Source organism: Roseiflexus castenholzii DSM 13941, from assembly GCF_000017805.1.
Classification (GTDB): Bacteria; Chloroflexota; Chloroflexia; order Chloroflexales; family Roseiflexaceae; genus Roseiflexus; species Roseiflexus castenholzii.
The window spans coordinates 3,797,068-3,813,718 of sequence record NC_009767.1; the positions used below are offsets into that span (position 1 = coordinate 3,797,068).

General features: G+C 62.1%; 8 protein-coding genes. 5 read left to right on the forward strand and 3 right to left on the reverse strand.

What is annotated here, in order from left to right:
• Positions 1 to 5 precede the first annotated feature (5 nt).
• From RCAS_RS15120 to RCAS_RS15140, 5 genes are all read left to right on the forward strand, one after another.
• Positions 6 to 5,744 (forward strand): AMP-binding protein, encoded by a 5,739-nt coding sequence (locus RCAS_RS15120; protein ID WP_012121416.1) that lies wholly within the window; start codon positions 6 to 8, stop codon positions 5,742 to 5,744.
• A gap of 284 nt (positions 5,745 to 6,028) precedes the next feature.
• A complete protein-coding gene (accC, locus tag RCAS_RS15125; RefSeq protein WP_012121417.1) occupies positions 6,029 to 7,393 on the forward strand; it encodes an acetyl-CoA carboxylase biotin carboxylase subunit in 1,365 nt (454 codons plus the stop codon).
• A 204-nt stretch (positions 7,394 to 7,597) separates the two neighbouring features.
• Positions 7,598 to 9,145 carry an aldehyde dehydrogenase family protein gene (locus tag RCAS_RS15130; RefSeq protein ID WP_012121418.1) on the forward strand — a complete coding sequence of 516 codons (1,548 nt, stop codon included), beginning with the start codon at positions 7,598 to 7,600 and terminating at the stop codon, positions 9,143 to 9,145.
• Positions 9,146 to 9,209: 64 nt separating this feature from the next.
• Complete coding sequence (gene acuI / locus RCAS_RS15135) at positions 9,210 to 10,208, forward strand: acrylyl-CoA reductase (NADPH) (RefSeq protein ID WP_012121419.1); 999 nt, start codon at positions 9,210 to 9,212, stop codon at positions 10,206 to 10,208.
• 39 nt (positions 10,209 to 10,247) lie between these two features.
• Positions 10,248 to 12,350, forward strand: coding sequence for a hypothetical protein (locus tag RCAS_RS15140; RefSeq protein WP_012121420.1), 2,103 nt, complete (start codon positions 10,248 to 10,250; stop codon positions 12,348 to 12,350).
• A 5-nt stretch (positions 12,351 to 12,355) separates the two neighbouring features.
• Here the strand turns inward: RCAS_RS15140 and RCAS_RS15145 are convergent, their stop codons facing one another.
• The 3 genes from RCAS_RS15145 to RCAS_RS15155 form a co-directional block, all read right to left on the reverse strand.
• Positions 12,356 to 14,434 (reverse strand): S41 family peptidase, encoded by a 2,079-nt coding sequence (locus RCAS_RS15145; protein ID WP_232280031.1) that lies wholly within the window; start codon positions 14,432 to 14,434, stop codon positions 12,356 to 12,358.
• A gap of 307 nt (positions 14,435 to 14,741) precedes the next feature.
• Positions 14,742 to 14,993: an ADP-ribosylglycohydrolase family protein gene (locus tag RCAS_RS15150; protein ID WP_049768841.1), complete on the reverse strand. Its 252-nt coding sequence runs from the start codon at positions 14,991 to 14,993 to the stop codon at positions 14,742 to 14,744.
• Positions 14,994 to 15,703: 710 nt separating this feature from the next.
• Positions 15,704 to 16,516: a helical backbone metal receptor gene (locus RCAS_RS15155; RefSeq protein ID WP_012121422.1), complete on the reverse strand. Its 813-nt coding sequence runs from the start codon at positions 16,514 to 16,516 to the stop codon at positions 15,704 to 15,706.
• Positions 16,517 to 16,651: the final 135 nt, after the last annotated feature.

The window sequence follows — 16,651 nt, forward strand, 5'->3', positions numbered from 1 at the left end:
GACCTATGACCACCATCGAATCGGCTCTTCGCCCGCCACGCATCAATCCGGTGCGCACCCGCGCCGACTGGGAGGCGCAACGTAAGGCTGCGCTCACCGATCCGGGCGCGTTCCATGGCGCAATCGCTCGTAGCGCCATTCACTGGTACGACCGTCATCTTGACGCCTGGATCACCTGGGACGAAGAGGAGGGTTGCTGGAAGGGACTGCGTTACAGCGACGGCGCACCGATCGACGTGCCCTACGGACCGGATCACGAACCGTGGGAGCGCGCCTTCAACGGCGATGATCCGCCCTTCTATCGCTGGTTTGAAGGCGGGTTGACCAACGCTTGCTTCAATGAGGTCGATCGCCACGTGCTGACAGGCTATGGCGACGAGGTGGCGTTCTACTTCGAGGGTGACCGCTGGGACTCGTCGCTCAACAACGGGCGCGGTGGTCCGGTCGTCAGTTTTGCCGTGACGCGCAAGCAATTGATGCTCGAAGTTGTCAAGGCGGCGCAGGTGTTGCGCGATCTGGGACTGAACATGGGTGATCGCATCGCCCTCAACATGCCCAACATCATGGAGCAACTCTACTATACCGAAGCCGCCAAGCGCCTGGGCATCATTTACACGCCGGTGTTCGGCGGTTTCTCCGACAAGACCCTCAGCGACCGCATCCACAATGCGGGCGCGCGCCTGGTGATCACCAGCGATGGCGCCTATCGCAATGCGCAGGTCGTTCCCTATAAAGAGCAGTATACCGATCAGGCGCTCGATAAGTTCGTGCCGGTCGAGACCGCGCTGGACATCATCGAGGCGGCGCTCAGCGGCAGCGAGGGTTCGCCCGTGCCGGGCGCACCGCTGCTGGCGCCGGATCAGATCAAGCATATTCTGGCGCAGGTGCGCGACGCGCTCAAAGAAGACATCACCATTGAGCGCAGCGACGCAATGCGCGCCGTCGGACGCGCTATCGAGGGACTCACCGGCGTTGATGCCCTGGCACAGTCGCGCGCGCGCACCGCTGTCGCACAGGCGCTGGTTAATACGCCGCCGCGCGTCGATGCAGTGATCGTCGTGCGCCATACCGGACAGGATATTCTGTGGCGACCGGAACGCGATCGCTGGAGTCATGAACTGACTGCCAGGGCGCTGGAGACGATCCTGGCAAATGCGCGCGCCGTCGGCGTCGAGGTCTACAGCGAAGATGAACTCCTCAACTTGCCGACCGATCAGTTCGTGAAGGCGCTGTACGCAACCAGCCGCGCCGAACCGCTCGATGCGGAATATCCGATGTTCATCATCTATACGTCGGGCAGCACCGGCAAGCCCAAGGGAGTGGTTCACGTCCACGGCGGGTATGTCGCCGGCGTCGCCTATACCATGAGGGTCAGTTTCGACGCCGAACCGGGTGATACGATCTACGTCGTCGCCGATCCGGGCTGGATCACAGGGCAGAGTTATATGATCTGCGCCACGCTGACGACTCGCTGCACCGGCATTATTACCGAAGGCTCGCCGGTCTTCCCGTCCGCCGGGCGCTTTGCCAGCATTATCGAGCGCTACAAGGTGCGCATCTTCAAAGCAGGCGTGACCTTCCTCAAGACGGTGATGTCCGACCCGCAGAATACCGCAGATGCGCGTCAGTACGATATGTCGTCGCTGCGCGTCTGCACCTTCTGCGCCGAACCGGTCAGTCCTGCCGTACAGCAGTTCGGCATGGAATTGATGTCGCCGCAGTATATTAACTCCTACTGGGCAACTGAGCACGGCGGCATTGTCTGGACGCACTTCTACGGCAATGAGGATTTCCCGCTGCGCCCCGACGCGCATACCTATCCGCTGCCCTGGATCGCTGGTGAGGTCTGGGTGCTCGAAGGCGGCGACCGTGATGCAACCGGCGCCGAAGCGCCACGTTATCGCATCGCCGACTATGAGGAGAAGGGTGAGATCGTTATTACGGCGCCGTATCCGTATCTGACGCGCACCATCTGGGGCGACGTGAAAGGATTCGAGGCGTGGGTCGCCGCCATGCAGCACGGGAACGGCGCAACTGCGCCGCGCTGGCGCGGCGATGCCGAACGCTTTATCAAGACCTACTGGCGGCGCGGTCCCAACGACGAGTGGGGGTATATCCAGGGCGACTTCGCCATGAAGTACCCCGACGGCTCGTTCACGCTGCACGGTCGTTCCGACGATGTCATCAACGTGTCGGGGCACCGTATGGGCACCGAGGAGATCGAAGGCGCCATTTTGCGCGACAAAATTATCACGCCGGACTCGCCGGTCGGCAACTGTATTGTGGTCGGCGCGCCACACCGCGAGAAAGGTTTGACGCCGGTGGCGTTCATTCTGACGGCGCCGGGGCGCAAGTTGACCGGTGAAGATCGCCGCCGCCTCAACGAACTGGTGCGCAACGAAAAGGGCGCCGTCAGCGTTCCGGAAGACTATATCGAGGTCAGCGCCTTCCCGGAGACGCGCTCCGGCAAGTATATGCGGCGCTTCCTGCGCAATCTAATGCTCGGTGAGCCGCTTGGCGACACCACCACGCTGCGCAATCCCGAGTCGCTGAAGGAGATTGCGGAGAAGATCGAAGCGTGGAAGCGCAAGCAGCGCATGGCGGAGGAGCAGCGCATCTTCGAGCGCTATCGCTACTTCCGCATCGAGTACCATGCCGTGCGTGAGCGGTGGACGCCTTCGGGCAACGGAAGTGCGGCGGCGGAACAGAAGGCGCTGACGCAGCGGATTGCCATTGTGACCGTCACCAATCCACCGGTCAATGCGCTCAACGAGCGCGCCCTCGATGAGCTCAACACTATCGTCGATCACCTGGCGCGGCGTGAGGATGTGGCAGCGGTCGTCTTCACCGGCAGCGGCACGAAGAGTTTTGTGGCGGGCGCCGACATCAAGCAGATGCTCGAAGAGATGCACACCGTTGAGGACGCGATGGCGTTGCCGAACAATGCGCACCTGGCGTTCCGCAAGATCGAAACGATGAACAAGCCATGTATCGCGGCGATCAACGGCGTGGCGCTCGGCGGCGGCATGGAGTTCGCGCTCGCCTGCCACTATCGCATTGCCGACCTGCACGCCGAGTTTGGGCAACCGGAGATTAATCTGCGGTTGCTGCCGGGATACGGCGGTACGCAACGCTTGCCACGCCTGCTCTACAGCCGCCGCGGTGAAGCCGGTCTGATCAAGGCGCTGATGATCATTATGGGCGGGCGCACTCTGAATGCCGAGCGCGCGTATGAGATCGGGCTGATTGATAAAGTGGCGCACGGTCACGAAGAGGCGCTCACCCTCGCCACGCAGATGGCGCGTGAGATGATCCTGGCGGAGCGCAACGGCAAACCGACCGAACTCCGTGTTATTCCCAACACATCGGATGATCCGACGACGTTCTTCTCGCCGTTCCACGACCCGGCAACGGCTGGCGAGGGTCTGTGGCCCCCGCTGCCCGAAGCCTATGCGCTGCGCCGCCAGTTGACGGCACAGTGGGAAACGCCCGATCCGGCGATGGTGGACCTGCTCGAGAAGGCGCTGCGCGATCCGCTGATCACACGCATTATCAACCAGGCGCAGTGGGCCGGACGAGCCAGGGCGATTGAGCGGATCATCGACGCGTTGCGCACCGGCTTCACCAAAGGCATGCTGGCAGGGCTGGAGCGTGAGGCGCGCCTGTTCGCCGAAGCGGTGGTCGCTCCCGATGAAGGCAAGATTGGCATTCAGGACTTCCTGGACAAGCGCAGCGCACCATTGCCGACGCGCCGCCGCATCCACCTGACGCCCGACGAGGAGAAGCGCATGATCGACGCCGGTATGCTTTTGCCGATTGGCGCGCCATTCTTCCCCGGCGTGACGCCCATTCCGGTGGCGCAGTACGCGATGGCGGTGGTGCGCGATGAGGTCACCGGCGCGCCGGCCCACGGTGATCCGATTGAGGCGGAAAAGCAGATCATCATCCCGGTCGAAAAACCCGGACCAAACGACGTTCTGCTCTACATTCTGGCATCGGAGGTCAACTTCAACGACATCTGGGCGATCACCGGCGTGCCGGTCAGTCAGTTCGACGAGCACGACCGCGACTGGCACGTGACCGGATCAGGCGGGATCGGGCTGATCGTCTCGGTCGGCGAAGAGACGAAGCGCGAGGGGCGCCTGAAGGTCGGCGATCTGGTAGCGATCTACTCCGGTCAAAACGATCTACTGTCGCCCATGGTCGGACTTGATCCGATGGCGGCGGATTTCGTCATCCAGGGGTATAACACGCCTGATGCGTCGCACCAGCAGTTCATGGTGGCGCAGGCGCCGCAGTGTTTCCCGGTGCTGCCCGACCTGACCCTCGAGGCTGCCGGGTCGTATATGTTGAACCTGGGGACGGTCTATCGCGCATTGTTTACCACACTCAAGATTCAGCCGGGACGACGTATTTTCGTCGAGGGTGCGGCAACCGGCACCGGTCTTGATGCCGCGCGCTCGGCGGCGCGCAATGGGTTGTATGTCACCGGCATGGTCAGTTCGCAGGAGCGCGCAGCGGTTGTGCGCGCGGCTGGAGCAGTTGGTGTGATCAATCGCCGTGATCCACGCTATGCTGGCATCTTTACCCGCGTGCCGGAAGATCCGGCGAAATGGGCGGAATGGGAAGCCGCCGGTCGTCCACTGCTCGAAGACTATCGGGCGCAGAACGGAGGGCACCTGGCGGATTACGCCGTCTCGCACGCTGGCGAAACGGCATTCCCGCGCAGCTTCCAGTTGCTTGGCGAGCCGCACGATGGGCATATTCCGACACTGACGTTCTATGGTGCATCGAGCGGCTACCACTTCACCTTCCTTGGCAAGCCGGGCGCCGCCGATCCGGTGGAGATGCTGCGCCGGGCAGGGTTACGCGCCGGTGAAGCCGTGATGATTTACTATGGCGTCGATGACCGGTCGTACCTGGGTGACGAGGGGTATGAATCGGGCGCTGTGCCGGAGACCCTGGAACGCCGCACAACCCTCGTCGATCAGGTCGGGTTGGAGGCGATTGAATCGGCGCGCGCGATGGGCGCGCGGATCGTGGTGGTCACCTACACTGATGCACAACGCGAATTCGTGTTGAGCCTGGGCTTCGGCGCGTCGCTCAAGGGCGTTGTGAGCCTGGAAGAGTTGCATCGCCGCTATGGTGATGAGTTCGATTGGCCCGAAACCATGCCACCGCTGCCCGACGCAAAGAGCGATATCCATGGGTTCAAGGCGGCAGTGCGGCGCTTCAACGACCTGACGTTCAAGCCGCTGGGTACGGCAGTCGGGCAGTTCCTGCGCAGCAACGACAACCCGCGCGGGTACCCCGATTTGATCATCGAGCGTTCTGGTCACGACACGCTGGCGGTGAGCGTTATGCTGATCAAACCCTTCACCGGTCGTGTCGTCTACTTCGAGAACATGGACGGGCAGCGCTACTCATTCTTCGCTCCGCAGGTCTGGATGCGTCAGCGCCGGATCTATATGCCAACGGCGAATATCTGGGGCACGCACCTCTCGAACGCCTATGAGATTGTGCGCCTGAACGATGAGATCAGCGCCGGTCTGCTGAGCATCACCGAACCGACGCTCGTGGAGTGGAACGATCTCCCGCAGGCGCACCAGGCAATGTGGGAGAATCGTCACCAGGGAGCGACCTATGTCGTCAACCATGCCCTGCCGCGCCCTGGGCTCAAGGATAAGGACGAATTGTATGAGGCGTGGTCTGAGATGCTCCAGAATCGGGAATATGGGGTATAATCGTCTGCCGCAAGCGAGAGGGAAGAGGCGAGAGGGAAGAGGCAAGAGGGAAGAGGCAAGAGGGAAGAGGCAAGAGGGAAGAGGGTTGGCAAAGGTGGCAGGTAGAGGCGCGCCGTTGGCGCGCCCAGATTCACATCCGTGCGAACGTTCTACGCGAGCAGGGGTGACGGGTGCAAGGTGTGAAGGCGGCAGGTGGAAGGTTGAAGGTCGTCTCAACCCCTAACCCTTAACCCCTGACCCCTACCTAGTGAAAGGCGCCTGTCTCGACAGAAAGCCCGGATACCATGTTCAACAAAGTGCTCATCGCCAACCGTGGCGAAATTGCCGTCCGCATCGTCCGCGCCTGTCACGAACTTGGCGTGCGAGCAGTCGTGGCATACAGCGAAGCTGACAAATACTCGCTGGCTGTGCGCCTGGCGGACGAAGCCGTGTGTATTGGTCCCGCTGCATCGGCGCGATCCTATCTCAACCCTTCGGCACTGATCAGCGCAGCGCTGATGACCGGCTGCGAAGCCATTCATCCTGGCTATGGCTTCCTGTCGGAGAATCCGTACTTTGCCGAGATCTGCGCCGAGTACAAACTGAAGTTCATCGGTCCCGACGCCAATGCCATCCGAATGATGGGAGACAAGGCGCTTGGCAGGAAGACCATGCGTGACGCTGGTGTGCCAACCGTGCCGGGATCGCGCGGCGAATTGCGCACCCTCGAAGAGGCGGTCGAAACGGCGCATCAGATCGGCTACCCGGTGCTCCTCAAGCCTTCTGGCGGCGGCGGCGGGCGCGGCATGCGCGTCGCCCAAAATGAGGCCGATCTGATCAAGGCGTATCCAACGTCAAAAGCCGAAGCGGAAGCGGCGTTCGGCAATAGCGCCTTGCTCATGGAAAAGTATCTCCCGCAGGTGCGGCACGTCGAAATCCAGGTGCTCGCAGACCAGTATGGTCATGCCATTCACCTTGGTGAACGCGATTGTTCGTCGCAACGCCGCCATCAGAAGATCGTCGAAGAGGCGCCGTCGCCAGCCGTCAATCCCGATCTGCGCGCGCGCATGGGTGAAGCGGCGCTCAAAGGGGTGCGCGCCATCAATTATGTCAATGCGGGGACGATGGAGTTTCTGCTCGATCCCGACGGCAACTTCTACTTCATCGAGATGAACACCCGCATCCAGGTCGAGCATCCGGTCACCGAAATGGTCACCGGCATTGATCTGGTCAAATGGCAGTTGCGCATCGCGGCTGGCGAACCGTTGACAATCCGGCAGTCGGACGTGGTGATGCGTGGGCACGCGATTGAAGCGCGGATCAACGCCGAAGACCCGGACCGCGATTTCATGCCGTCGGGTGGTGAGATCGAGTACTATCTTCCGCCTGGCGGACCGGGGGTGCGCGTCGATTCGCATCTCTACGCCGGATATTCGCCGCCGGGATATTACGATTCACTCCTGGCGAAATTGATCGTCTGGGGCGCGGATCGCAATGAGGCGCTTGCTCGCCTCGAACGCGCTCTGCGCGAATTCGTGATCACTGGAATCTACACCACCATCCCGTTCACCCTGGCAATGCTCGAAGATCCGCCGTTCCGCGAAGGGCGAATCTCGACGCGCTACGTCCCCGATCTGGTTCAGCGTATCAAGGAGAGTAAACTCGAGTAGACAGGCATCTGCAAAACTGTGCAGCAATGCCGGGGGCGCAGGTTCCTGCGCCCTCAAATATCATCTTGGACGACTCTACAAATTACGATTGAAGATGCCGCATGCGTGTCATTCCGAGCGCAGCGAGGAATCTGCGCGGGTCGCGCACGACCCCTCGCGCTGCTCGGGGTGACCGTGCCGGATATTCACAGGTCATTGGTATCTATGAAGCACACCATGATTGCACCCGGATTGGAATGGTCTTCCCTGCTGGAACGGGCAAAGGCGCTCGTGCCCGAGGCGTTCGACGAAGACGGCAATCCGCTCAACCTGATCCATGGCGAATGGGGCTTTCCAGGACATCCGAAGCCGTTTCTGTCACCTGTCGATGGAACAATGCTTGGGAACTACCCCATGATCGACCTCGACACGGCGCGTCACGCCGTTGCCGCCGCCGCCAGTGAGTTCGGCGCGTGGTCCACGACGGATCTCTCCGAACGTCAGCAGCGGGTCGATGCCTGTGTGCACCTGCTGCGCCAGCACCGCGAACTCATCGGTCGGTTGCTGATGTGGGAGATTGGGAAACCGTATGCGCAGGCGATGACCGATGTGGATCGCTGCATCAGCGGCGTCGAGTGGTATGTCGAGCAGATACCGTCGATGATGGAGGGGCGCAAGCCGCTGGGATTGATCTCGAATATCGCCTCGTGGAACTATCCGCTGTCGGTGCTGGTTCACGCGATGCTGGTGCAGATGCTGGCAGGCAACCCGGTCATTGCCAAAACCCCCAGCGACGGCGGGTTGTTCGCGCTGACAGTTGCAATTGCGCTGGCGCGACGCTGCGGGCTGCCGGTTTCGCTCGTGAGCGGATCCGGCGGCAGGCTTTCCGAGGCGCTTGTGCGCGGATCAGAGGTGGCATGCCTGGCATTCGTCGGCGGCAAAACCAACGGACGCGATATTGCCGCCAGCCTGTACGACCGCGAGAAGCGCTACATGCTCGAGATGGAGGGGATTAACGCCTATGGCATCTGGCAGTTCAGCCGGTGGGACGCACTGGCGACACAACTGCGGCGCGGCTTCGATTATGGTAAGCAGCGCTGCACTGCCTATGTGCGCCTCGTGGTGCAACGTCAACTGTTCCCGCAGTTTCTCGATATGTACCTGCCGGTGCTCAAATCATTGCGGATTGGCAATCCGACGCTTGTCGATCATCCCGACGCGCCGCCGCCCACGCTCGACTTCGGACCGCTGATCAATGGGCGCAAAGTCGATGAATTGCAGGTGTGGATCAGCGAAGCGATCGGCGGCGGCGCTGTTAGCCTGTATCAGGGGACGCTCCGCGATGAGGATTTCCTGCCGCATCAGGATATTTCCGCGTACATGGCGCCCGTCGCGCTGCTGAATGTTCCCCGCAATGCGCGCCTCTACCACAACGAGCCGTTCGGTCCGGTCGATACGATTGTCGTGGTGGATAGCGTTGAGGAATTGATCACTGAAATGAATATATCCAACGGCTGTCTCGTCGCATCGGTCGCCTGCGACAATGAGCATCTGGCGCAACAGATCGCCGCCGAAGTGCGCGCCTTCAAGGTCGGCATCAATACCATTCGCTCGCGCGGCGACCGGGACGAGGTGTTTGGCGGCATCGGGCAAAGCTGGAAAGGGTGTTTCGTCGGCGGCAAATATCTGGTACAGGCGGTCACCATCGGTCCTCCCGGCGAGCGGTTGTACGGCAACTTCCCCGATTATACGCTACTGCCGGAGGAGCGCTGAAGGCGATAAGAACAAACATGGCGTCAGGACACGGCAAAGGATTTTTGTGTCTGAAAGGAGAGCAATGATGACTCAGGACACGTTCAGAGCGCTGGTGCTGACCCAGGAAAACGGCGCGATCCACGCTGAGTTCCGCCAACTGACGAACGACGATCTGCCGCAGGGCGACACGCTGGTGCAGGTGGTCTATTCCTGTCTCAACTACAAGGATGGTCTGAATGTCACTGGCAAGGGGAAGATTTCGCGTTTCTTTCCGATGGTCCCCGGCATCGATCTGGCAGGGACGGTGATCGAAACAACCAGCCCCGCGTATCACCCTGGCGATCCGGTGGTGTTGACCGGCTGGGGCATCGGCGAACGACACTGGGGTGGGTACGCGCAGCGCGCGCGCGTCAAAGCCGAATGGCTGGTTCCTTTGCCTGCGGGAATGACTCTCTTCCATTCCATGGCCATTGGCACTGCCGGGTTTACGGCAATGCTGGCGGTGATGGCGCTCGAAGAAGCTGGCGTTAAACCTGGTGATCGTGACGTGCTGGTGACCGGTGCAGCCGGCGGGGTCGGCAGCATCGCCACCACTCTACTGGCGCGGCGCGGCTACCGTGTCGCTGCGTCTACCGGGCGCGCCGAAACCCACGACTATCTGCGTGAACTCGGCGCGACAACCATTGTGCCCCGCGCCGAACTGGCAGCGCCGGGACGTCCGCTCGAATCAGAACGCTGGGCAGGCGCGGTCGATACGGTCGGCGGCGATGTGCTGGCGCGCGTTCTCGCCGCCACTGCGACCGGCGGCGCAGTTGCAGCATGCGGCAATGCCGGCGGCGCTCATTTGACCACCACGGTGTTTCCGTTTATCCTGCGCGGCGTGCGTCTGATCGGCATTGATTCGGTCACCTGCCCAACGGAGCGCCGCCGCGCGGCATGGGATAATCTGGCGCGCGAGCTGCCTGCCGATGTGCTCGACCGGATGACCCGCGTCGAACCGCTCAGCCGGGTCAAAGAACTGTGCGATGAGATCGTGGCCGGTCAGGTGCGTGGGCGGGTTGTTTTCGATGTGAATGCCTAGAACGTTGAACGCCGAACATGGAACGTTCAACGTTCGTTCGTGCGGCGTCCGACCTTGATTGCACGCTTTTCCCATTCATCGCGCCAGAGCGCGGCGCTGCTTGGCTGGATCGCCGCTGAACTGCGCCAGATTGCAGCGGTTGCGCGCGCGCCGCAGTGGTGGGCATCCTTCGGAGTCGCGCTGGCGCTCTGGGCGCTCGCATACCAGGTTGCGCCAACCATACGCCTCGATGTTGGCGGCGACCGCGAGACGCGCCGGCGCGGCTTTGACTCTCCCTTCCTGATCAACTTCAACGACTCGGAACCGGCAGACCTGCCAGATCGCCCGTGGTATGCGGCGGACTCCCTGCCGTATCGCTGGACGCGCACTATTTCTTCGGTCGTATTCCCCGGCGCCGGTGGTGACCACTGGCTGCTGCGCGTCACCGCCGCCAGTGGAAGACCCGACGGCAGTGCAGTTCGCAGTGTCTGGCGCACCGCCAACGGTTCATCGATCACATTGGACATCGCCGCACAACGGCGGATGTATGCCATCCTGGCGCGCACCGACCCGGCCGGCGACCTGCGCGTGACGTTCGAGACCCCGCGCCTGATTGCGCCTTCCGATCCGCGCATCCTGGGGCTGCCCGTCTTTCGTATTGTGGCGACTCCGGCACAACCGGCGCCTTATCGTCCGGCATGGGTGATGTCTGGCTGGCTGGCGCTGTCGCTGGCAGGCATGTATGCGCTGACACGGCGCACCTGCGCGCCCTCGCACCACGCGACGCGCGCTTCCGCCGGCATAGTGGCGACCGTCGCGCTGCTCGCTGCCTGGATGATTGCAGTGCGACGCACGGATGCAACCGTGCTTGCCCCAACCGTTGCGGTGTGGATATGGGTCGCCTATGCGCTGGTTCCGTTTGTCGAAGCGGCACTGCGCGCAACCCAACCAACTGCGGACGCCGTAACCGCCGCAGGGCTGACGGCGGTTGCGTGGTTCGTTCGTGTGGCGGGAATGCTTCACCCCTACGCACAGACCAGCGATCTGGGGTTGCACGTCAACAACCTGGCAGATGTGGCGCGCGGCACGATCTTTTTTACTGAAGGACTCCCTTGCCGCGCCGGCGCCGGACCACAACCGTACCTGCCCGGCGGGTACCTGGCGCTGCTGCCGGTTGTCCTGCTGACCGGCGCCGACCGCGCGGCGCTGACGCTGCTGGTGCAGGCAGGCACGGCGCTGCTGGAGAGCCTGACCGTCGCCGTCCTGTGGCTGCTGCTCCGGCGCACCGATACGGGCAGAACAGCGTCGCTCTACGCAGCGGCGATCTATGCCCTCGCGCCGCCAATCCTGCGCTCCTATTCCGTCGGCGAAATGGCAAACCTGCTGGCACAGGCGCTGGTTGCACCGCTGATCCTCTGGATGACGCTGGCGCTGCGCGATCACTCGTGGAAGGCGACGCTCTCCGGCGCTGCGTTGATCCTGCTCATCCTGCTTAGCCACGGCGGTGTTGCGCTTTCGGCCGGCGCGGCGCTGGCGGTCTGGTTCCTGTTCAGCCTGGTTCAGCCCGACGGTGGGACGAGTGCAGAAGGGGCACAGAGCGCGGCAAATACCCCGCGCATCTCACAAATCCGGCGTATGAGCGCCTGGCGACTTGCCATCGCAATCGGCGCAGCAGGCATTGTCGCATTCACGCTCTTCTACTCGGCGTTCGGCTACGTGGCGGAGGAGCGCCGCATCGCGCAAGAGGCGCTGGCAGCCCAGGGCATCATCTGCCCGCCGGGTGATCCCCTGCTCGACAAACTGAACCGGTGGGTGATCGGGTTCGTATTCAGCCCCGGCGCCCCCCTGCCGTCGCTCGCACTGGCGGTTGGCGTCACTGGCGCACTACTCGCCGGACAACCGCGCAGTGGCGCATTGAGGCTTACCCTGGCAGCCTGCTGGCTCGGCGCGCTGGCAAGCCTGGGAACGCTCCTGTTCAGCGACCAACCGGTGCGCTGGACGATCTTCATCTACCCGGCGCTTTGCATCGGTGCAGGGGTCGCGCTGGCGCAATGGCAGCGCCACGGGCGCGCTGGTGCAACGCTTGCCCTGACGGTCATGCTCTTCCTGATCTGGTACGGCGCCGCCGACTGGGTGCGCCAGGTAAGCGAGTATTTGCGGTAGTAGGCTTAACGCCCGACAATTTCTCGCTCCGCGCGCTCGAGCACTGCGTCACGGTTCGACAGCACGGTTTCGGCAGTCACCGGCACACGGATCGTCGGCACAACTCCCACTCCTTCCAGCAGTGGCGCACCGTCCGGCAGCAGCGTGCGACCGGTCGGGACCTGGAGGAAGATGTCGTCCGGCAGCACATACTGCCCGCGCGACACCTCGGCATACACCCCAGCGGTCGGCGTTTCACCAATCACAATCACGCCGGGAACTTTGCTGAATCCATACGACTCGAATTCACATGCACTGAAACACGCCTGCCCGACCAGTAGCACAATCTTGTCGAAACGGTACTGGTTCTGGTGCGGCAGAATCGTATCGAGCGGACCTTCTGGCTCGAACCGACCGGTACGTTCGCTGTAGTATTCGTCCTGACCGATGATGATCTCCCGGTCGGACAGAAACCCTGCCAGTCCCAGCGGCGCACCGCCGCTATTCTGCCGCATGTCGATAATAATGCCGGGAACATCCAGGTCGTCGAACGTCTTGAGCGCCCGCTCGAACAGACGGATCAGCAGATTCAGGTCATCGTAGTTGGAATTGATACGAATATACCCGACGCCAGAGGCGCGCTGCTCGAACTCGACCGGCAGCGCCGCCGGGTTGCTCTCCTGGAAGATCGATGTCGCAAAAAAACTGTCGCGTTCTTCCACCGCACGCAACGTGACCGTCTGCGGCGCACCACGCGGGTTGGCGAACGTCACCTGCGCTTGCGTCCCGACCGGCGCGCGCAACAGGTAACGCGCCTGCTGATAGCGCAGCGCAAAGTCGGTCGAGAACGGTCCCCCCAATGGCTCGACGGCAGCAATTGCGTCTTTGACCGGCGCGCCGTTGAACGCCAGCAATTCGGCGCCGACCTGCACACCCGCGCGATCGGCAGGACCATTGCGCGTCACGAAGACCACCAGCGCGCGACCATCATCCAATTCGCGGATGGCGAACCCATACCCGCCGGCGGCGCGTTCACGGAACAGCGCGCCGGAAAGCGGCGAATTGACGCCAACGTGCCCATCGCGGAAGGCATTCGCAAAATCGAACATGACCTCAAAAAACGCGCGGCGATCCTGTTGGCGTTCCGCTTCGGCAACGCGCGGCGCCAGGTTTGCATAAAGTGCATCCCAATCCGGCGCTTTTCCGGGAATGCCGTTGAAGGCATATTCGACCCGCACCCGTTTGAACATTTCATCGAACGCCCTGGTATACGACAGATCGGAGAAATCTTTGATCGCTGCATCCGGCGGTTCGTGCAGCGTCACCTGCTCTTCACGGTTGCGCTCGATGCCAAACGGACGCTGATCGAGATCGATGACCGAATACCCGGCAGCGAGCGGACCAACCGGATCATCGGCGGTAAACAGCAACCCATCGGCGCCAAAATCGGTTGGGAACTGTTGCGCTTCGTCCGGCGCCCACACTACCAGTTTGCCGCCGGTGATCTCATCGTTGTTCTCCGGATCGTTGACCGTCGATGCCAGATAGGCGGGCCACCCGAAACTGCGGTCGTCCCCTTCGGAAAAGGGACCGCCATACAAATTGGGCCAGTACGCCACCACGAACACCTGTACGCCGGTATCGCGTTGGGTGTTGTTATCGACATCAGCCAGCACTCCTGCCGGACGCGCCGGCAGAGCCAGGCGAAACTCGCCGCGCTGCCGCTCCAGATCGATGGTCAGTGGTCCCAGCGCCTGACTCTCGACCGGCAGTTCCCATTCCTCATCACGAGTGATGAAGCCGTAGAGATCGACCAACCCGACAGCGTGTTCGACATAGTAGGTGGTAATGATATCGTTGGTATACGTGAACTCGCCGGTGATCACCTCAACGCCGCCTGTTGCTGTACGGGACGGGATCGGCGACGGCGTGATCACCTCCGGCGAGGCGGTCGCCTCTGCTACGGGCGAGACATTCGACGGGTTGACGGCAGTCGCATCCTGTGCCGGCAGCAGGTTGGTCGGCGCGCCGCCGCCACAAGCGGCAAGCGCCAGAAGCAAAGCCGCAATCGCTCCGATATACCAGAAAGGACGTTGTTTCATCATGTCTCCTTCCGCACAATCATACAAAGCATTGTAGCGTTTGCCGGAGAAGGATGCAATCAAAGTGGCAGATCTTTTCGATGGGCAGTGCGTTTTCAGCGCCGCCAGGATCGTTTTTCCCCCATCCCTCCAGCCCCTTTCTCCCACGAGGGGAGAAGAAAGCGTTGGGACAGGGGGGCGAACTACCTGTGAGTGGCTCGCCGATGTCTGGGTGACGTTACAGCGCAGCGCGCATTGTGTTCCCTATGTCAAAGCAACGTCCGGTAACCGAGTTTTCGCCGTTTTTCCACCAGCGCGCATACCGTTCCATCTAGTCGCGCGAGTCGCACACACCGGTTGCGACCAGACTCCAGGCAAGACAGAGCGCCATACTGGTGTCGTCGGTCCATCCGCCGGGAGGCAACCGGAATGGTCCGCCGCCGGTGATCTGCGTGACGCGCGGGGTGAATGGATCGAGCGCTGGCGTAAACTCGAGCGTTGTGCCGAGCGCATCGCCAATGGCAAGCCCAAGCAGCGCGCCCTGCGCGCGCCGTACACGGTCAGAGTCGAGCGTGAGCGCCATGGCAATTGCTCCTTCCCGCCAGAAACACAATCGTCCCTTCTTCGTGCACCTTCGTGTTCTTCGTGGACGAAAAACGTCTCATCTCTCCCCACCCGCAATCATCTCTGGCGGGCGTCGCGCTCCGCCGGCATCGTCTCGACCTGACACAACAAATAGATGTATCACAAGCGGATGGATGACCAATGGCGGCGCGTGTTCTTCGTGCACCTTCGTGTTCTTCGTGGACGAAAAACGTCTCATCTCTCCCCACCCGCAATCATCTCTGGCGGGCGTCGCGCTCCGCCGGCATCGTCTCGACCTGACACAACAAATAGATGTATCACAAGCGGATGGATGACCATTGGCGGCGCGTGTTCTTCGTGCACCTTCGTGTTCTTCGTGGACGAAAAACGTCTCATCTCTCCCCACCCGCAATCATCTCTGGCGGGCGTCGCGCTCCGCCGGCATCGTCTCGACCTGACACAACAAATAGATGTATCACAAGCGGATGGATGACCAATGGCGGCGCGTGTTCTTCGTGCACCTTCGTGTTCTTCGTGGACGAAAAACGTCTCATCTCTCCCCACCCGCAATCATCTCTGGCGGGCGTCGCGCTCCGCCGGCATCGTCTCGACCTGACACAACAAATAGATGTATCACAAGCGGATGGATGACCAATGGCGGCGCGTGTTCTTCGTGCACCTTCGTGCTCTTCGTGGACGAAAAACGTCTCATCTCTCCCCACCTGCAATCGCCTCCGCAAACACCCGCAACGCGCGGACGGCACGCAAACCGGGCCATGTCAACATCATGCCGTCACACAGCAGCACGCGCCCATCCCGCACCGCCGGAACGTCGCCATATGGCGCAAAAGCGACCAGATCACGTTCGCTGAACGCATACGGCTCATTCGGAAGCAGAATCACCTCTGGTTGCAGGCGCATAAATGTCTCCAGCGACGCGCGTGGGTAGCGCCCCGGCAACCGGCGACCAAGATTTTCGGCGCCACACCGTTCCAGCAGATCGCCCGCATACGTTTCTGCCCCAACCGCCATCCACGGATCGCGCCAGATGAAGGCGAGCGTCGGGATACGACGTTGCGGCGCCCGTTGCGCTGCTTCGGCGAGCGCCGCGCGCAGCGCCGTAAGCCCTGGCGCCGCCGCATCCGCTGCTCCGAGCACAGCGGCGAGCCGTCCATACTGCTCCAGCACATCAGCAACACTGCGGATCGCCGTCACATAGACTGGAACGCCGGCCGCCGTAAGCGCCTGCACGTCGCGTTCACGGTTCTCCTCCTGATCGGCGATGACCAGATCGGGTTGCAGGGCAATGATCTTCGCCCGGTCGGGGTTCTTCGTGCCGCGAATGCGCGGGATGCCGGCAAGCGCCGCTGCCGGCTCGATGCAGTAGTCGGTCACTGCTACAACGCGCGCGCCGAGCCCGACATCGAAGAGCCATTCAGTCAGACTCGGCACGAGCGACACAATGCGCTGCGGCGGTCTCTTCAGTTCCAGGCGTCGACCAAGCGCGTCAACCACAAGCATAGCAGTCAGGTCCAGGCACAATTAAGAGACGCAGATGTGCGCGGACGCACCGGATTCACGCAGACCCGCTCGCCGTGAAACGCGACCGAACCGCACCAGGGGTGTATTCAAACGTTCTGACCATCTGCAACCGCA

What these genes read in the sequence shown, in the direction of transcription:
- RCAS_RS15120 (WP_012121416.1), top strand. Translation starts at nt 6, where the DNA reads ATGACCACCATCGAATCGGCTCTTCGCCCGCCACGCATCAATCCGGTG.
- accC (WP_012121417.1), top strand. Translation starts at nt 6,029, where the DNA reads ATGTTCAACAAAGTGCTCATCGCCAACCGTGGCGAAATTGCCGTCCGC.
- RCAS_RS15130 (WP_012121418.1), top strand. Translation starts at nt 7,598, where the DNA reads ATGAAGCACACCATGATTGCACCCGGATTGGAATGGTCTTCCCTGCTG.
- acuI (WP_012121419.1), top strand. Translation starts at nt 9,210, where the DNA reads ATGATGACTCAGGACACGTTCAGAGCGCTGGTGCTGACCCAGGAAAAC.
- RCAS_RS15145 (WP_232280031.1), bottom strand. Translation starts at nt 14,434, where the DNA reads ATGATGAAACAACGTCCTTTCTGGTATATCGGAGCGATTGCGGCTTTG.
- RCAS_RS15150 (WP_049768841.1), bottom strand. Translation starts at nt 14,993, where the DNA reads ATGGCGCTCACGCTCGACTCTGACCGTGTACGGCGCGCGCAGGGCGCG.
- RCAS_RS15155 (WP_012121422.1), bottom strand. Translation starts at nt 16,516, where the DNA reads ATGCTTGTGGTTGACGCGCTTGGTCGACGCCTGGAACTGAAGAGACCG.